The organism is Litchfieldia alkalitelluris, assembly GCF_002153425.1.
Classification (GTDB): Bacteria; Bacillota; Bacilli; order Bacillales; family Salisediminibacteriaceae; genus Evansella; species Evansella alkalicola.
The window spans coordinates 2,280,398-2,298,470 of sequence record NZ_KZ119600.1 but is presented as its reverse complement, the minus strand read 5'-3'; the positions used below and the strand labels follow the sequence as shown (position 1 = coordinate 2,298,470).

Annotated in this window: 17 protein-coding genes and 1 pseudogene; 8 read left to right on the top strand and 10 right to left on the bottom strand. The window is 34.7% G+C overall.

The genetic code is table 11. From position 1 onward, the window contains the following. Positions 1–190 precede the first annotated feature (190 nt). Positions 191–766 carry a cell wall hydrolase gene (locus BW724_RS10990; RefSeq protein WP_088075266.1) on the top strand — a complete coding sequence of 192 codons (576 nt, stop codon included), beginning with the start codon at positions 191–193 and terminating at the stop codon, positions 764–766. Between the two features lie 188 nt (positions 767–954). Here the strand turns inward: BW724_RS10990 and BW724_RS10985 are convergent, their stop codons facing one another. The 3 genes from BW724_RS10985 to uvsE form a co-directional block, all read right to left on the bottom strand. Then, entirely contained in the window at positions 955–1,347 is a 393-nt protein-coding gene (locus BW724_RS10985; protein ID WP_088075265.1) for a DUF3887 domain-containing protein, read from the bottom strand. A 10-nt stretch (positions 1,348–1,357) separates the two neighbouring features. Continuing rightward, entirely contained in the window at positions 1,358–2,707 is a 1,350-nt protein-coding gene (locus BW724_RS10980) for an alpha/beta hydrolase (RefSeq protein WP_088075264.1), read from the bottom strand. A 656-nt stretch (positions 2,708–3,363) separates the two neighbouring features. Beyond that, positions 3,364–4,329 carry a UV DNA damage repair endonuclease UvsE gene (gene uvsE, locus BW724_RS10975; protein ID WP_088075263.1) on the bottom strand — a complete coding sequence of 322 codons (966 nt, stop codon included), beginning with the start codon at positions 4,327–4,329 and terminating at the stop codon, positions 3,364–3,366. A gap of 148 nt (positions 4,330–4,477) precedes the next feature. On the opposite strand from uvsE, the gene BW724_RS10970 reads away from it, so the two are divergent. The 5 genes from BW724_RS10970 (at position 4,478) to BW724_RS10950 (ending at position 9,680) form a co-directional block, all read left to right on the top strand. Next, positions 4,478–5,413 carry an AEC family transporter gene (locus BW724_RS10970; protein WP_176371379.1) on the top strand — a complete coding sequence of 312 codons (936 nt, stop codon included), beginning with the start codon at positions 4,478–4,480 and terminating at the stop codon, positions 5,411–5,413. 133 nt (positions 5,414–5,546) lie between these two features. Next, on the top strand, positions 5,547–6,959 hold the full coding sequence (gene gndA / locus BW724_RS10965) for an NADP-dependent phosphogluconate dehydrogenase (protein WP_088075261.1): 1,413 nt from the start codon (positions 5,547–5,549) through the stop codon (positions 6,957–6,959). 437 nt (positions 6,960–7,396) lie between these two features. Beyond that, positions 7,397–7,909, top strand: coding sequence for a diaminobutyrate acetyltransferase (gene ectA / locus BW724_RS10960; RefSeq protein ID WP_088075260.1), 513 nt, complete (start codon positions 7,397–7,399; stop codon positions 7,907–7,909). Positions 7,910–7,959: 50 nt separating this feature from the next. Beyond that, entirely contained in the window at positions 7,960–9,243 is a 1,284-nt protein-coding gene (gene ectB, locus BW724_RS10955; RefSeq protein WP_088075259.1) for a diaminobutyrate--2-oxoglutarate transaminase, read from the top strand. 50 nt (positions 9,244–9,293) lie between these two features. Further along, positions 9,294–9,680 carry an ectoine synthase gene (locus BW724_RS10950; RefSeq protein ID WP_088075258.1) on the top strand — a complete coding sequence of 129 codons (387 nt, stop codon included), beginning with the start codon at positions 9,294–9,296 and terminating at the stop codon, positions 9,678–9,680. Between the two features lie 165 nt (positions 9,681–9,845). Here the strand turns inward: BW724_RS10950 and BW724_RS10945 are convergent, their stop codons facing one another. The 5 genes from BW724_RS10945 to BW724_RS10925 form a co-directional block, all read right to left on the bottom strand. Continuing rightward, positions 9,846–10,466 (bottom strand): cyclase family protein, encoded by a 621-nt coding sequence (locus BW724_RS10945; RefSeq protein WP_088075257.1) that lies wholly within the window; start codon positions 10,464–10,466, stop codon positions 9,846–9,848. Between the two features lie 22 nt (positions 10,467–10,488). Next, the gene (zwf, locus tag BW724_RS10940) at positions 10,489–11,982 is read right to left on the bottom strand and encodes a glucose-6-phosphate dehydrogenase (RefSeq protein WP_088075256.1); all 1,494 of its coding nucleotides are present in this window, start codon (positions 11,980–11,982) and stop codon (positions 10,489–10,491) included. A gap of 314 nt (positions 11,983–12,296) precedes the next feature. Then, positions 12,297–13,280, bottom strand: coding sequence for a ring-cleaving dioxygenase (locus BW724_RS10935; RefSeq protein WP_088075255.1), 984 nt, complete (start codon positions 13,278–13,280; stop codon positions 12,297–12,299). Between the two features lie 110 nt (positions 13,281–13,390). Next, the gene (locus tag BW724_RS10930) at positions 13,391–14,287 is read right to left on the bottom strand and encodes an FtsZ/tubulin family protein (RefSeq protein WP_088075254.1); all 897 of its coding nucleotides are present in this window, start codon (positions 14,285–14,287) and stop codon (positions 13,391–13,393) included. 141 nt (positions 14,288–14,428) lie between these two features. After that, positions 14,429–14,635, bottom strand: a complete 207-nt coding sequence (locus BW724_RS10925; protein ID WP_088075253.1) for an alpha/beta-type small acid-soluble spore protein — start codon at positions 14,633–14,635, stop codon at positions 14,429–14,431. A gap of 280 nt (positions 14,636–14,915) precedes the next feature. On the opposite strand from BW724_RS10925, the gene BW724_RS24075 reads away from it, so the two are divergent. Together BW724_RS24075 and BW724_RS10915 are read left to right on the top strand one after the other, a co-directional pair. Next, positions 14,916–15,545 carry a peroxiredoxin gene (locus tag BW724_RS24075; protein ID WP_088075252.1) on the top strand — a complete coding sequence of 210 codons (630 nt, stop codon included), beginning with the start codon at positions 14,916–14,918 and terminating at the stop codon, positions 15,543–15,545. Positions 15,546–15,569: 24 nt separating this feature from the next. Then, positions 15,570–16,616: a sulfite oxidase gene (locus BW724_RS10915; RefSeq protein WP_088075251.1), complete on the top strand. Its 1,047-nt coding sequence runs from the start codon at positions 15,570–15,572 to the stop codon at positions 16,614–16,616. A 533-nt stretch (positions 16,617–17,149) separates the two neighbouring features. On the opposite strand, the gene BW724_RS10910 is transcribed toward BW724_RS10915, so the two are convergent. Together BW724_RS10910 and BW724_RS24445 are read right to left on the bottom strand one after the other, a co-directional pair. Then, positions 17,150–17,776, bottom strand: a complete 627-nt coding sequence (locus tag BW724_RS10910; protein WP_088075250.1) for a CAP domain-containing protein — start codon at positions 17,774–17,776, stop codon at positions 17,150–17,152. A 140-nt stretch (positions 17,777–17,916) separates the two neighbouring features. Further along, positions 17,917–18,018: pseudogene (locus BW724_RS24445) on the bottom strand (aminoglycoside N-acetyltransferase AAC(6')-Ia); the annotation flags it as partial. Positions 18,019–18,073: the final 55 nt, after the last annotated feature.

The window sequence follows — 18,073 nt, the reverse complement described above, 5'->3', positions numbered from 1 at the left end:
GAACAAATCATTATTTTTTGATTTATTTAATCAGTTCAAAAGCTCAACCATATTTTTTAATGAACAGATTATTTAAGCTTTACTTATTTATCAAATACTTCCAATTATCCCCTAATGAAGAGAATCTATAAACCTGTTAATCTAGTATGCATGCAAGGATAACTTAATAAATTTATTTGGAGGTTATACGATGCGAAAATTACTTTTAACATTAACATTAAGTTTATCACTTATTTTCACTGTAAATATGTCCGCTGAGGCTTCTTCTTCAGTTCATAACATAAAATCTGGTGATACACTATGGAACATTGCACAACACTATGGTGTTTCTGTCAATCAAATAAAAGATGCTAATGGCTTAAGGGGATATACAATATTCATTGGTAATACACTGACGATTCCAAACCCTATCAGTAGCCAAGAGCGTCATTTAATGGAGCAATTAGTTACAGCTGAAGCAAAGGGAGAACCTTATGCAGGGCAAGTAGCAGTTGCTACCGTTATTTTAAATAGAGTAGATAGCGAGCTTTTTCCTAACACAATTAATGGGGTTATTCATGATCCAGGTCAATTTACACCGGTTCATACTGGCACAATTAACCAAACACCAACAGAGTCTGCGAAGAAAGCCGTTGCCGAAGCTATCGCTTTTCGTGGACAAGGTAATGGATCATTGTTCTTCTATAATCCGACTACAGCAACCAATCATTGGAACGCAACACGCCAGCACACGATAACAATTGGAAACCATGTATTTGCAAAATAAACTAAAAAAGCTTTAGAGCTTGGCTTGATCAAATCCTCTTCAAAGCACTAAGACTGTTGGGATCTCCCAGCAGTCTTTTTTACTGTCTACCGTGAAATTACAAATCTTGTGTTGGTTATCGTTTCAGTCCATTCGCTTCCCGCTCATTCAATTACTAGTAACATTTTCAATTGCCATCGTGAGCGTTCTTATTGTATAAAAAAACCTGCTACCTTTTGATCTTCATCGACAACTACTAAAAATGTAACCTCTGTAGCTTCAAACAATCCCGTATAGACAACTCGCTTTAAATCGTCTATTTCCTCTGTTCGATTATATTCATAATCAATAAATGCCCCAGCTTGTATCAAGAGCAAATCCCAGATTTCACTTAACTCCGCACTAGATAATCCATCTGACATTGTTTCATCAAAATAGGATACAGCTTCATCAAATTCCTCACTTGTAACAAGTTGTAGAAATTCACCAGCAGTTTCCCTGTGACCATCATTATTTTCATTATTTTCATTGTTTTCATCATTACAAGCGGTAAATACTAACATTAGAACTATCAATATTACTAAAAAAAACAGCTTCTTCATATTACTCCTCCTATTTTAGAATCCATTGAGAAATATCATTAATCACTTCTTCATCAACGGTATTAGGAATATCATATTCTTCTATCGTACCTTTTCCTAAGCCATCATACTCTATAAAAAAATGATTAAGCCCAGGATAACTTTTCAATGTTGCTAGTTCATTTTCTCCTAATAAACTCTGCCATTTATTGAAATCAGCTTCCTTAAGTACTTGGAAGTCATCCTCCCCTTGTAACACAAACATTGGTATTTTTAAATCATCTACTATCTCACTGGGCTTATATTGTTCTAAATCATACATATATGTTGCAGGAAGCCCAAAGATGGTTTCATTCATTAACTTCTCTTCCTTAGCCTCCTCTAAAAGTACTATGCTTTTTTCACGTTCCAATTCAAGTTGTTCACGAAGAATTTCACGCTCTTCCTCATCATAAATCCCTGTATTTAAAATATTTATATTTTGATCGTAAATAATGTCCCATAAAGAACGTGGCGATCCTGCCATCATAATCATTCCTGATAAATTATCATATTCTAAGGAAATCTTAGGAGCTAGCATTCCTCCTAAACTGTGACCAATAAGATATAACTGCTCTGAATCGATCCTACTATCGTTCTTTAAGAGATCTAAGGCAGCTAAGGCATCATCAATTACTTCTTCCCTTATAGTAATACTTGTTAGCCCTTGCTCATGCATCAAACCACCATAAACATACGTTCGTTTATCGTACCTTAATACTCCTACTCCCCTACCAGCTAATCCCCAAGCTATATCTCTATATGCCTTATAAGAATAAGCTGTTCCATCTCTGTCAATAGGACCTGATCCGTGAACAATAACTGCAACTGGAAATGAAACATCGGAATTATTGGGTAATGTTAATGTTCCCATAAGCTCAAACTCTGTACCTTCACCAATCTTAACTTCTTCTTCTATAATGCTATCTGGCATTACTGCATTTACAATACCTTGATCCATATGTAGATTAGTAATTTTGTAGTCTTTATTCATAATAAGACGGACATCAAAAATGATGTCTGTATATTCCACAGCAACTTCTACTACATATGAAGAATTAACGCTTTCCTTCGATATCAGTTCATTAACACCTATAAAATCACCCATTTCGGAAGTGTGATCTGTCCACTCAGACTCCATCTCCTCAGGTGTATTCGCATCTTTCCAGCTATTAGAGAAATAGTTTTTATAGGCATTTTCAAACTCTCCTTCAGAATACAAAGTTATGACTTCTTGTCCTAATATTTCAGGGTCCCCTTTATCAAGAAAACTACATGCTGAAAAAAGGAGAAATGTATAGAGTAGAAGTATCATATATAAAACATTATATTTCCATCTCAATTATAACCCTCCTTTAGTGGTGTTATTTGATTTCTTTTATATACGAACAGCACTAACAGAAGTTTCAAATAATCATGTAAATGGCTATAGATTCCACTCTATCTATATTAATCTTCCTCCTTATTATCTAATAATCTCAGTTTCCCATCTTGGAGCACGATATAAAGACTATCAATTTTCCTTTTAACATCGTTAGATAAAAGAAAACATAATTGATTTACATTGACTTTGTTATCACTCTCTTTTAACTCATCCAGAGTTATGTTAAATTTAGATGCACCTCATGTGCTTTTTTCATTAAATCCAATACGAAATGTTTTATTACCTTTTTGCTTTTCTAAAAGTTGTAAAAGAAATTCATAAGCATCTCTTGATATCTTCATCTATTAACACCTCCAAATCATCGTTTGTATATTTATTAAACCAAACTACTTGTTAGATTAATAGTACAAAGCCGGCTCGATTGAGGATCACCAATGCAGACTCCTGTGGAAAAGGAGGAAGGGCAAGCCCCTGCAGAGCGTAGCTCGAAGCGGCTTGCCGGCTCTCCACAGCAAAGAAGACACTGCGAAGTATGAGCAGATGTCACACTTGTACCTTGCATGAAAGCGAGTAAACCGACGTTTGTTTCCAACAAGATCTATTGCCAGGGAGACTTACTTTAAAGTAAATGATGCCCCATCAATTTTTTCAATTGCGCCCGTCGCCTCCAAATCTCTCATTAAACGAAAAAGTGCATGGTCCTTTTGTTTTGCTTCAATCATACAGTCAATTTGTGGGATAGAACCGTCTATTTCCTTCAAAAACTTCAGGAACATCTGAGGATCAACGTAATCTGCATGATATCTAAACTGACTCTCGCTTTTAGGACTAGATATATGCATTTTTATAGGAAAGGTTGTGTTATTCCATGTATTAACAACCCTATCCCATTCACTGGTCCAATCTTCACCATCGTTATTTGCTAGATGATGATGATAATCAAATACTAATGGAACACCTAATTTTTCACATATATATAAAGTATCTTTTAACGTGAATGTTTTGTCATCATTTTCTAGCATGATCATCTGTTGAATTTGTCTTTGTATGTTTGACCAGTTTTCTATAAAATTTTCTAATGCTGTTTCTTTATCCTTATACCCCCCACCTACATGCATCACACACCGCTGTTCAGGATTCAGGCCCATCCCTTTGAGGAGATAATAGAATAACTTTAAATTGTTTAATGATGCTTTAAGAATATCTTCTTTTGTTGAGTTTAATATGACAAAATGATCTGGGTGAAAGTCCACTCTCATCTGATGTTTCTCAATAAATTCACCAAGTGCTATTAAGTCACTTTTGATTGCCCTCATATATTTCCAATCAATTAATTCTTCATGTGTAGCAAGTGGAATCAGTTTAGAACTAAACCGAAAAAAATAAATATCGTGGGCAAGATTATGCTTTAATAACCTTAAACAATTCTTAAGGTTTGACTCTGCAATTCGTTCTAGCTTCTTCATGGCCATGTTACGATCACTTATTTTTTCAAATTGATTATAAGTCATTGTCTGGGACGGAGAACTATTTTTTAGTTCCACACTCATTGCTACATAACCTAGTCTTATTAATGTCATTTTTATCCCCAATTTCGAATTATTTTACAACTACATTTAGTATAAAAAATTTGATCATTTTTTATGTAGTGTTAGAAAACTAACGATGAATTACTATGAGCATTAACACTTATTTCGTGAGTGCATAAAGTAATCAAGGGTGATGCAAATGCCTATATTAGATTTCACGCAAGAAATGTTAATACTATATTTAATTGCAATTATAGGCTTTATTGCTAAAGCTATTGGCATACTGGATGTTCATTCCAATAAAGTTCTTACACAAATTGTTATGTACATCACTTTACCTGCCCTAATTCTTTCTTCAATGGATTTTCCTATGAACAACTCACTGAGAGTAGACATACTTTGGTTACTCTTTTTATCCGCTTTCGCTCTATTTGGAGCATGTATTTTAGCATATCAATTTGCTAAGTATAGTGGTCTTGATAATGAACGCAAAGGTGTATACCAATCATTGATGGTATTTGGAAATCAAGGCTTTATTGGATATGCCATCATCTTTATGCTCTTAGGTGAGAGTGGTGTATTTTACGTCGCTATTTTTAATATATTCTACTTACTTCTAATTTGGACATATGGCATTTTCTTAGTGGCACCGAACAACCGGATCTCGATTAAACAAGCTATATTAACTCCTGGACTATTGGCTACATTCATTGGATTAATCATTATAGCATTACCTATTAGCTTGCCTTTTATAGTAGGAGAGACACTAGAGAGTATTGGAATGACTACGATCCCCCTATCCATGCTTTTGATTGGAAGTATCATAGGGCAACTCCCATGGAAAAAGCTTTTATCATTATTATTAAATAAGTATATTTGGATCGCTTCCTTTACTAAGCTTATCCTTGTTCCTTTACTACTTATCCCATTTATATTTTTCCCATCTCTTCATTTTGAAGTATTTGTTGTTGCTGTATTAGTTTCTGGCATGCCATCTGCTCCCACTACAGCCATATTTGCAGAAAAATATGGAGCGGACTCAGCATTTGCAGCATTCGGTGTTTCCATCACAACTATATTATCTATGATTACTCTCCCTATGCTTTATGTTGTAATATTCTACCTAAATCCGTGATTGATTAAATGACAGCCGGCTCTCCCCCGGAAAGTTTATAATAATAATGACTTGAACCATGCAAACTAAAGATAAAATGTGTATAGTAATATCAATAGTAAAATTTTTTAATAGATAGAAGGGATGTAACGTGATGGTTAAACAACATATTGGGGTTTTAGGTGTAGGTGTGATGGGAAAGAGTTTAGCGCTGAATTTTGAGAGTAAAGGCTACTCAGTTTCCCTATACGACATTTCAGCTGATCGTGTAAGAGAGATTGTGAATACTAATGATGGGAAAAATGTAGTTGGAACATATACAATAGAGGAATTTGTAAACTCACTTGAGGTTCCTCGTAAAATTATGTTGATGGTTCAAGCTGGTGAGGTTACTGATAAAGCAATCGACTCTCTCCTTCCTTATTTAGATAAAGACGATATTCTAATTGATGGTGGAAATACATTTTTTAAAGATACAATCAGACGTAATAAATACTTATCAGAAAAAGGCATTAATTTTATCGGAACTGGTGTTTCAGGGGGAGAAGAAGGCGCACTAAAAGGGCCATCCATCATGCCTGGTGGACAACAGGAAGCTTACGAGCTAGTGGAACCTATGTTGAAAGATATCTCTGCAAAGGTAAATGGTGACCCATGCTGTACTTATATCGGACCTGATGGAGCAGGACATTATGTTAAAATGGTGCACAATGGCATAGAGTATGGTGACATGCAACTAATTTGTGAAGCATATTTTATTATGAAACATGCCTTAGGCTTGACTGCTGAAGAACTACATACGATTTTTGCAGAATGGAATAAAGGCGAACTTGATAGTTATTTGATTGAAATAACTGCCGATATTTTCACTAAGACTGACGCTGATACAGGAAAACCACTCGTTGATGTTATTTTAGATACTGCTGGACAAAAAGGAACTGGAAAGTGGACAAGCCAAAGTGCCCTTGATTTAGGTGTTCCCCTACCAATTATTACAGAGTCAGTATTTGCTCGATTCTTATCTGCCTTAAAAACAGAAAGGGTGGCCGCAAGTAAGATTCTTTCAGGACCTGAAGTTAAACCAGAAGTAGAAAACAAAAAAGAAATTATTGAATCAATTAGACAAGCGCTTTATTTAAGTAAGATTTGTTCTTATGCCCAAGGATTTGCGCAATTAAAAGCAGCATCGGATGAATATGAATGGAATTTACAGTATGGCAATATCGCTATGATTTTTAGAGGTGGATGCATTATTCGTGCAGGTTTTCTCCAAAACATAAAAAAAGCCTATGAGAATAATCCAGACTTAGCAAATTTACTCTTAGATCCATATTTTAAAGACATTGCAGATAACTACCAGCAAGCACTAAGGGATGTAATTACCCTTGCAGTTCAACGGGGTATTCCAGTACCAGCTTTCTCTGGGGCACTCTCTTATTACGACAGTTATCGTTTAGAAAGACTTCCTGCAAACTTATTACAGGCTCAAAGGGATTACTTTGGTGCACATACTTATAAAAGAATTGATAAAGAAGGCACATTCCATACAAATTGGTTAGATAATTAGTTTTTTAAAATAGGAGGAGTATCTTGTTCCAAAATAAGATGCTCCTCTTTTTCTTTTTAATAAACCCTCTCCCCTCTCATTTACACCTATTTTCATCTATTTATTGAATGAAATTACAACTTGTATACATTCTTCTTAATTTTTTAAATAATTATTTTTATAAAACAATAGTAGAAATTCCGATTATTTTGTCGCTTTTGTTTTAATTGGCAGAAAACATAACAATACAGGAGTAATAAATAACATATTAAGCTTATCTCAAGGTGAAGGTAGTATTAACCAATATACAACTATTAATGGAGTTTAAATCGATTTGATAAAAAGTTCATTTCTTATTAACATTAATTATGTTCGTAATAGTTGTTGTAGAAAATTAAAGGAGGCGGATTTTTTATTCTAAATAAAAATTTGCTTGATTTTCAAGGTGGGAAAATCAAATGACTAATAATACTGAAACATTGCAAAAAGTTGTGACATTCTCAGAACCAACCACTAGTGATGGATCTGATATGTGGGATTTAGTGAACCAATCAACACTCGATCAAAATTCTCCGTATAAGTATATAATGATGTGTGAATTTTTTTCAGATACATGTGTTGTTGCGAAAGAAGAGGATAAATTAGTTGGGTTTATTACTGGTTTTATTCCTCCAAACCGCCCAGATGTCATTTTTATATGGCAAGTTGGCGTTCACGAGTCTCAACGGGGAAAAGGTATTGCATCAAAAATGTTGAATGATCTCCTCTCAAGAGTAAAATGTAAAAACATACGTTTTTTAGAGGCTACTGTTACTCCAACTAATGTTGCCTCACAGTCATTGTTCTTAAGACTAGCAAGAGATCATAATACAGAATGTAAAGTTGACGACTTTTTCTCAGAAGATCTCTTTCCAGAAGAAGGCAAGCATGAAGCAGAACTAATGTATCGTGTCGGACCTTTAACCAAGTAAACCAATGGAATTACTAAGCATAATGCTTTATATAAAACCGGAGGGATAAAATGTTAAATGACAATTTGAAGATTATAGAGGAACTTGAATCATCTGTAAGAAGCTATGTAAGGAGTTTTCCTACTGTATTTACAAAGGCTGTCGGACATAAAATGTGGGATATGGATGGCAAGGAATATATAGACTTTTTTGCTGGAGCAGGAGCTCTAAACTATGGACATAATGATCCAAAAATGAAGAAGAAACTCGTTGAATACATTATGGATGATGGTATTACCCATTCACTTGATATGGCTACTAAAGCAAAAACAGAGTTTCTGAAAAAATTTAATGATGTCATTTTAAAACCAAGAGATATGGAATATAAAGTAATGTTCCCTGGGCCAACTGGAACTAATACAGTTGAAAGTGCCCTGAAATTAGCTAGAAAAGTAACTGGAAGAACAGATATTATTAGCTTTACAAATGGTTTTCATGGTATGACAATTGGATCACTATCTGTAACTGGTAACTCCGCAAAACGTAAAGGTGCTGGAATTCCGTTACAAAATGTTGTAACAATGCCGTTTGATAATTTTGTAAATGAAGACCTCGACACCCTGGAGTATCTCGAACGCTTCTTAGAAGATGGAGGCAGTGGTGTTGAATTACCAGCCGCAATGATTCTCGAGACAGTCCAAGGTGAAGGTGGAATTAATGCTGCTAGATATGAATGGCTAAAAAGAGTAGAAAAGATTTGTAATAAATACGGTATTTTGTTAATCATTGACGATGTGCAAGCAGGCGTTGGTCGTACAGGTACTTTCTTCTCCTTTGAACCAGCAGGTATTAATCCAGACATCATTTGTTTGTCAAAATCAATTGGTGGTTTTGGAAGCCCATTAGCATTAACTCTATGTAAACCAGAATTGGATATTTGGAACCCTGGTGAACATAATGGAACATTCCGAGGTAATAATCACGCATTTGTTACAGCAACAGAGTCCCTAACCTATTGGGAAGATAAGTCGTTTGAAAATAGTATCTTGAAGAAGTCTGAGATGATTACTCAATTCTTAGAAGGACTAGTAAAAAAATACCCAGAGCTTGAAGGTAAAGTGAAAGGCCGTGGCTTCATGCAAGGTATTGAAACGCCAGTAGAAGGTCTTGCAGCAAAGATTGCAGCTGTAGCGTTTGAGAAAGGATTAATTATGGAAACTTCAGGTGTTGATGATCAAGTATTTAAACTATTCCCTCCACTAACGATTGATGAGGAAGGTTTAGAAAAAGGATTTAATATTATAGAAGATAGTATTAAAACGATCATTAAGAAAAAAGAACTAGTTACGAATTAATTAATAAACTAGGAAACTAAAACTTAACTAAAACTCAGGAGGACAACAAAATGAAAGTAGTAAAATTAGAAGATATCATTGGAACAGAACAAGAAGTTAAAGGAGAGAACTGGACTAGTCGCAGACTTCTTTTAGCAAAAGATGGCATGGGATATTCTGTACATGATACAATCATTAAAGCTGGAACGGAAACTCATATTTGGTATCAAAATCACCTTGAGGCAGTATATTGTATCGAAGGTGAAGGTGAAGTAGAAACACTAAAAGACAATAAAGTACACCCTATCTCAGCAAATTCTATTTATGCGTTAGATGAGCATGATGAACATCTATTACGTGCTAAAACTGATATGCGTATGGTTTGTGTATTTAATCCACCTATCACAGGTAAAGAAACACATGATAAGAACGGCGTATACCCATTAATAAAAGAATAAACATACATGAGGCTATCCAAAAGCATATCGCTTTGGATAGCCTTTTTTTCTCGCAACCAACAGTAAAAGGAGCTCAAATAGACAGAGGCTTTTAGCTGAAAATAAAGAGGTTCTCCCTGAACGAGCTGAGTTGTTCCAGCCTCTTATGGGAAAACCTCATTTATACTATACGCTTAAACCATCAATAAGCAATACTCTTGCTGGTGATGCGTCTGTCCCGACAAGTTTTAATGGTGATGCTACCATTAAGTACTCCCCTTCTGCAACGTCTTGTAATCTTAGTCCTTCTATTACAATAACATTATGATTAAATAAAGTTTTATGTGTTGGGTGACCAGGTTGACTCCTTTCAACTCCTAATGCATCTATTCCGACTCCTCGGATTTTCTTTTCTGTAAGGAATTTGGCCCCGCTTTCTTCTAAGTAAACAAAATCAAAATTAAATTCTTTATCAAATGAATTTTTTGTTTTAAATAAAACAAAATCATTATTTTGAATATCTAATTTCTCAAGATCTTCAGAAGTTATTCCATCATTTACCTTTGTAAGATCAAATACTTTGCATGGTCCTACTAACTTTTCAAGTTCTACCGTTTCAAATCCTGGTCCCTCATTAATCATATGAAGCGGAGAATCTATATGCGTTCCAGTATGAAGATCCATAGTGATTCTCGATTCAGTAACATGACCATTAGTTACAGTTGTAATTTCAGGTTGTTTTTCAGGCTTATTTTTATATACAGGCATTCCTTCGTAAACGGATGTGCTAATATCAATAACTTTCATCGTAACTCTCCTCTCACAAAAACTAATCTGTAATTGGCCACCACTTAAATCCATCCTTTATTAATAATTCTTCTGACTCAATTGGCCCCATTGTTCCCGATGGATATAATGGGATACTTTTATCGCTTAGCTCCCACGCTTTTGAAATTTTATCGACATATGTCCAAGATAAATCCACTTCGTCCCAGTGCGTAAAGTTCGCAGCATCACCCAGCATACAATCGTATAATAACCTTTCATATGCTTCAGGTGTATTTCCTGCATCAACCCCATCATTACTATAATCTAATTTTACCGGAGTTGTTTCACCAGTTGGACCAACTTTTTTACCATTTAATATAAGAGAAATACCCTCATCTGGTTGTATATGAATAATTAGTAAATTCGGACGGAGATAATCTTTATTTTTATCAAAATAAAGATTCATTGGTAGTTCCTTAAATTGAACTACAATCTTCGTCGATTTAAGCTTCATTCGTTTTCCAGTACGGATATAAAATGGAACACCGGCCCAACGATGGTTATCAATCATTAGCTTACCTGCTACGAAAGTTTCAGTTCTTGAATTTGGATTAACATTGTTTTCACTTCTATAACCTGGTACCTCTGTCTCTTTCACTATCCCAGGACCATATTGTCCACGAACAAAGAATTGATTAACTTCCCTTTCATCGATTGTTCGTAATGCTCTTAGGACTTTTATTTTCTCACTTCTTATTTCATCTGTTGTTAAGCGAATAGGTGGATCCATTGCCAATAAACTTACCATTTGTAGCATATGATTTTGAACCATGTCCCTTAATGCACCTGATTTTTCATAATATCCTCCCCTATCTTCCACTCCAAGATGTTCACTAGAGGTAATTTGAATATTAGAAATATAGCGATTGTTCCACAACGGTTCAAAAAGGGCATTTGCAAAACGTATAACTTCTATATTTTGAACCATTTCCTTTCCAAGATAATGGTCAATTCTATAAATATCACCTTCATTAAACGCTTCCCGTATCTCGCTATTTAGTTGTTTTGCTGATTCTAGATTATGTCCGAACGGTTTCTCAATGACAAGTCTTGTCCAGCCATTTGTCTCTGTAACACCTTCTGTTTTTAGATTAGAAGCAATTGTTCCGAAAAACTCAGGAGCCATGGCCATATAAAATATTCTGTTTCCTGGTATTTTAAATTCGGTTTCTAAATCTGTTAATAACTCATTTAATTGCTTATAAGATTCTTTACCAGTTACATCAAATGGTAGGTAGTGAAAATGTGTAGCAAATTGCGCCCTTTCTTGATCTGTTGACTCAGCAACGTTTGCAATTGATTCACAAACCTTTTCCCTTAATATTTCGTTAGTCCATTCCCTCCTAGCAACTCCAACTACAGCGAAATCTTCAGATATATTTCCTTTTTTATATAAATTAAATAAGGATGGGAAAAGTTTTCTTTTCGCTAAATCTCCTGTTGCACCAAAAATCACAATTGTAGTCTTTGGCTGTTCTCTTTCATTTGTTATCATAAGCTAGTCTCCCCTATGTAAAATTGAGATGAATTAAGTATATAACTTTGCATTGTATATTGCACTGATATAGCCCTTCATAATGTCCCCATTATAATAATAGTAAATTCAATAACAAGCCCTTTTCCTAAATAAATTAAAACATTGAAGCTATCGATAGGTGGATGAAAGAGGCTGGGAACTAACTAAAAGTGTTTAACAGAAATTTCGAACAACAACAATCGCGGCGGAAAAAGAAGTATTTCCGAAGTGAAATGTTCGAGTAGTTCTATATGTTTAACACTTATGTCCCAGCCTTCTTCTCTATTTAAAACTTAGCTTTTAGTTGTATCCAATGGTTTTAGTTTAGCTTCAATTGAATCTCGCTTATTCTCTAAATAAGGTGGGAGAGCTAAAGTCTCTCCGAGGGTTTCATATTCCTCGTCCGTTTCAAACCCAGGGCCATCAGTAGCTAATTCGAAAAGAATCCCGTTTGGTTCTCGAAAATAAAGTGATTTAAAGTAATATCTTTCAACAAACCCTGAATTAGCTATACCGGCATTATTTAATTTTTCTACCCACTTATGTAATTCCTTTTCATTTTCCACCCGAAATGCCACATGGTGCACGCTACCTTTCCCTGGACGTTCGCGAGGAGCATCCTTTACTTCGATTACGTGGACTTCTGCACCATTCCCACCTTTACCAGTTTCAAAAACATTTACTTTACGCTCTTTTTCTTCTATTTCAGCAAAATATGATTCTGTTTTTCTAAAGCCCAATATATCAGTTAATACTCTTTCTGTCCGATCAAGTCTAGATACAGTTAGAAAGGTAGGCCCTAATCCAATGATTCCAACATTTTCAGGTACAGGGCTATTAGTCCAAGGTTTTCCACCTTCCACTCCACTGTTATTTTCATCTGAAATAATAAATAACCGTTGTCCTTCCGGATCACAGAAAGGAATTACTGCACATTTATTTAAGAATGTAATAGCTTCATGTTCAATATTATAATCTTCAAAACGTTTTTTCCAGTATCTTAATGCCTCATCATTCACCACTCTTAACGAAGTTCCAGAAATACTGTTTGTACCTTTAAAAGTTTTCCCTGCGTTAGGTATTTCAAAGAAAGTTAAATCTGTCCCTGGATTTCCCTTCTCATCTGCATAAAATAAATGGTACATAGATGTCTCATCTTGATTAACTGTTTTTTTTACTAGACGGAGACCAAGTATTTTTGTATAAAAGTCATAATTAGCTTTTGCATCTTTAGTTATCGCTGAAACATGGTGAATGCCAAGTAAGGATTTAACCATCTATTTTTCTCCCCTTAAAAATAATATTTTTACACTTACTTTATTATAGTACTTTACATTTTTAATGTAAAGTTGCAGTTAAAGTAGAATATGTTTAAAGGACAGACCCACTATTGGAGCCTGTCCTTTTTTATTGTTTCTGCAGTTTTATTCATTACAGAAAACCAATCATTTTGTTTTTCCTTCTGTGTTACTTTTCTCCATTTATTAGCAAACCAGTATCGATATAATGGGAGGTTTTTCGTATCCTCTTTTTGTTCAAATGGGTCTACTATACCATTTGCCATAACAGTGATTTTTAGTCTTCTCCCGGGCTTGTCCATTAAATAGCTTCCAATCTTAAATATCTCCATTTTATGAAAGAGATCATTGATACGTAAATTTATTTGGCGAAAGGCATCCATATCTACATCATTTGTATATCCTATATTTACCATTAATTGATTACCCTCAGCAAAGTTTTGTGATAAATATGGTGTTGAAATTAAGTGTTTTAACGGTTCATCGAAGGAATTCCCTTCAAAAGTTCTAACAAATAAAGCTCCATCTTTGTTTCTAATAAATGATTGTATATCTCTAATATCAATATTTATATCTCCTGTATTCTTTACCATTTCTTCAATTGCCCTGATTGGTGCTTTCTCAAACTCTTCAAATAATATATTTGCGTCTCGAATAGAAGTTCCTTCTTCTAAAGTCTCCATCATTCCATCACTATAAAAATATATGATGGAATCACACACTTTTTTCAGCTTAAAGTATTGATCGATGGCAATTTCCATACGCTGCTTTCCCTCAAAACGAAAAGGGAAACGGAATATTCCAAAGACAATTGTTCTACTATCTTTTAACCTGTATAGTTGCTTAAAAACTTCATCCGTTTCACTGGGGTTCCCGCCAACAAATCGAAAAAAACAAATATTTACATTCTCCCTCTTTAACAAATAATGGATATCTTGATTATGTAATTCCTGTTTCAAATCATATATGATAATAGGCTCGTCCATTAGTGTCCCCCTCCTCTTTTTACAATTATACTTAGGAGAATTTAAGAATGTTGTCATTACTTGTCGCCGGTATATCCTACTTTTGTCCCGAATTAAATAAAAAGAGTACAAGGAAGCCCTTGTACTCTAATATCCATTATATTAAGCTTTTGGTCCACCGAATTGTTGCTCTGCTTGTTGTACTAGGCGCTTAGTAATCTCGCCACCTACTGACCCGTTTGCTCGTGCAGGAGAATCTGGCCCAAGGTTTACACCAAATTCTTGTGCAATCTCATATTTCATTTGATCAAGTGCTTGTTGCACTCCAGGTACTACAAGATTGTTTGAGTTGTTGTTGTTTGTTGCCATGTTACATTCTCCTTTCGAAATTTTGAATTCTGATATTGTAATAATATCAGTGTAGTCCTATTGTTTATGGCTTTAAGAAATATATGAATGTTATATTTATCCAAGTCAACTCAACCCCCTACACGACAGTCTAAAATCATACTATATTTTTTTAGTATTGCTGCTGTGAAAGTCGTTATGTTACGAACTTGTCTTGATGTCCTGAAAAAATCAGTAAATAATCCTTAAAAGTGGAATATATATCAATTAGTTATAACATTGAACATGGGAGGTGTATGTAATGAATAAACATGGATATGAAAAAAATATAATAACGGTTGAAGAATTACAGAAGTATCCAAGAACTTTTGAGGCAACCTTAGGTGATATTGCTCCTATTTTTGAAGCAGAATCATATGTTAATGGAAGTATAAAGAAAATTAGACTTGATCAATTCCGTGGTTCATGGCTTATTTTATTTTTTTATGGCAGTGACTTCACTTTTGTATGACCTACTGAACTAGCAGCAGTTGCTGCTCATCATCATGAGTTTAACGCCATAAATACAGAAGTTCTTGGAATTAGTACTGATAGTGTATACTCCCATAAAGTATTTACTGAAACATCGGCCGCAGCTAGTAGAGTTACATATCCACTAGTGAGTGATCGTAACCATTGGATTAGTAGAGCCTATCGCGTATTGGATGAAGGATCGGGAGCTGCATATAGGGCAACATTGATCATTAACCCAACAGGAATTATTGAATCTAAAATGATTTATCCTAAAGAAATAGGAAGAAACGCTCAGGAGTTACTAAGAATGGTGAAAGGCATACAATACAATGAAAGTACTGGCAAAGGCGTACCTGCCAACTGGGTACCTGGATTAAACGGAATTGAACCTAATCCATCAGACATTGGGAAATATTAAATAGTTTATTCTGAGGAGGACATCATGAACGACAAGAATAGACTTTTTAGGACTACGCGTAGCACAGACCCAGAAGTCCAGGAGTCACCAATACATTTTTTAAAAAGCCTATCTACTTCAGAAAATTTATTCTTTATACGTAATCACTTCCCTTACCCAACACTAAACAGTAAAATTTCACTCCGAATATACGGTGAAGTATATAAACCCCTAGTTTTTCACTTTGAGCATTTTAAACAAATGAAAAGTAAATCATTAAAAGTTATGCTTGAATGTGCAGGAAATAAACGGTCTAAATTTGAACCGAGAGTTTACGGCGAACAGTGGGAAAATGGGGCTATTAGTCAAGGGACATGGAGAGGGATTACCTTAAATGAATTGTTTAAATATACAGGAATAAAATCAAATGTCCAAGAAGTTGTTTTCGAAGGATATGATTTCGGTGAAAGGCCAGATGGTAAACATGCCTCATTTATAAGGAGTCTTCCCATATCAAAGGCCCTCCACTCAGATACCATAATTGCTTATGAATACAATGGGAGTCCCCTATCTTTTAAACGGGGTGGACCATTAAGATTAATTGTGCCTCAATGGTATGCAATGGCCTCTGTTAAGTGGTTAAAAAATATTTACCTCGTAGAAAAACCTTTCTCTGGCCCTTTCCAGACAGATGACTATGTTTACTATCCAAATAAAACCAATAAAGATAATGCCTTTCCAGTAACAACCGTAAATGTTAATACTACTATTCAACAACCATTAAACTTTTCAAAACTTGGAGTTGGAGAGCATGAAATTAAAGGGATATCTTGGTCGGGAAAAGGAAAAATAGTAGAAGTTGCCGTTAGTATTAATGATAGTGAATGGATTAGTGCTGATTTAAAGAAAAACAGTCAAGGCTATACATGGACACCTTGGAGCTATAAGTGGAAGGTTAAACATAAAGGTCACTACTCCATTCGGGCAAAAGCAACTGATAGTACTGGTTCTACACAGCCATTTAGAGCATATTGGAATCAAAAAGGTTATGGTTACAACGCCATAGACACCATTTATATAAATATTGAATAATAACAAGTTGTCACAATCTGTTCACAATATTATTCAGGATTATGGGTAAAGGATAGATAAAGAAAACAAGAATTATTTAACACCGTTTGAGGCTCAACCATGAAGTTGTTTCCGAATATTAAACGAATTTTTTTAGAAGTATTAATTTAGATTCCCTCTTAGTATGTATTAGCTACTCCTACTATGATAATCGGGAAATGTAAAATGATGGAAGCGACACACATACACTTGAGTGTAAAAGTAGCCCAAGGTTTTCTAGGGAAATGTAACTGTATAAAATAGTGATCACTACATTCTGATATGTGAGTGGTTGGGTCCCAAACGGTGTTAAATTATATACTTCAGTTCTAAACATGTGATTAAATTAATCGCATGTTTTTTTATAGTGGCTCTGTTAATGGATAATGTTGATCATTGACACCTTTGATTTTAAGTTTAAGGTAAGCCTGTCTCTTCCTTAATTAATATGATAACTGTAAAAACTAAAAAGGACTGGGAATTTACCCAATCCTTACAAATATAAAGTATTTCATTTATCTAGCGCGTATAAACAATTGAACCCATGCACCACGATAAAATCCAACACCAATTGTATCAAAGTCACCATTTAATATATTTCGACGATGTCCAGGAGAATTCATCCAGGAATTCATAACTTGTTCAGGAGTAGTCTGTCCCTTTGCAATATTTTCAGCAGCAGAACGGTAATTAATTCCATATGTTCGAAGCATATCAAAAGGTGATCCGTAGTTAGGGCTGTTATGTGAGAAGTAATTTGAATTGATCATATCTTCTGCCTTCTTATGTGCAACATTTTTCAAATCAGCGCGGTGCTGTAAAGGTTGCAACCCATTTTGTCGCCGTTGTTGGTTTACAAGAGAAACTACTTGTTCTTCAAACTGAGAATGATGCTCAGCCGCTTCCTTAAGACGGATCACTTCACCAACCTGCATATTTAATGGGTCAATGTCAGGGTTTAGTTGCATCAATCTCTTATAATCTACATTATATCGTTGACCAATAAACCAAAAGGAATCACCTGGAGATACTTTGTAATGCTCAAACGGCGGATCATCAAAAAATTTGATTTCTTGAGCTCCAGCCATCATTGGAAAAATAAGTAACATCATTAATGTTGAAAGTAATAATTTTCTAATCATACATTTAACCTCCATCATGAATTTAATAACATTGTAGTTCTTCATTTAGTTTGTTATATCTGATGGAAAGCATGTATGGATTTCTAAACTTTTTAGTCATTTTATGAATTAAAATAATTATTCGTATGTAAAGACATCAATCACACTTTTTTCGCAAGAAATATATCTGGTTTTCCTCTTCCGTTAGCATCAGGAAGAACTCCCGCAATGGAGAAACCCATTTTCAGATAAAACTCAAAAGGTTCTACTCATTTTAATCACCTCTTTCTATATCATAACTTGGAGAGCGATGTTCGA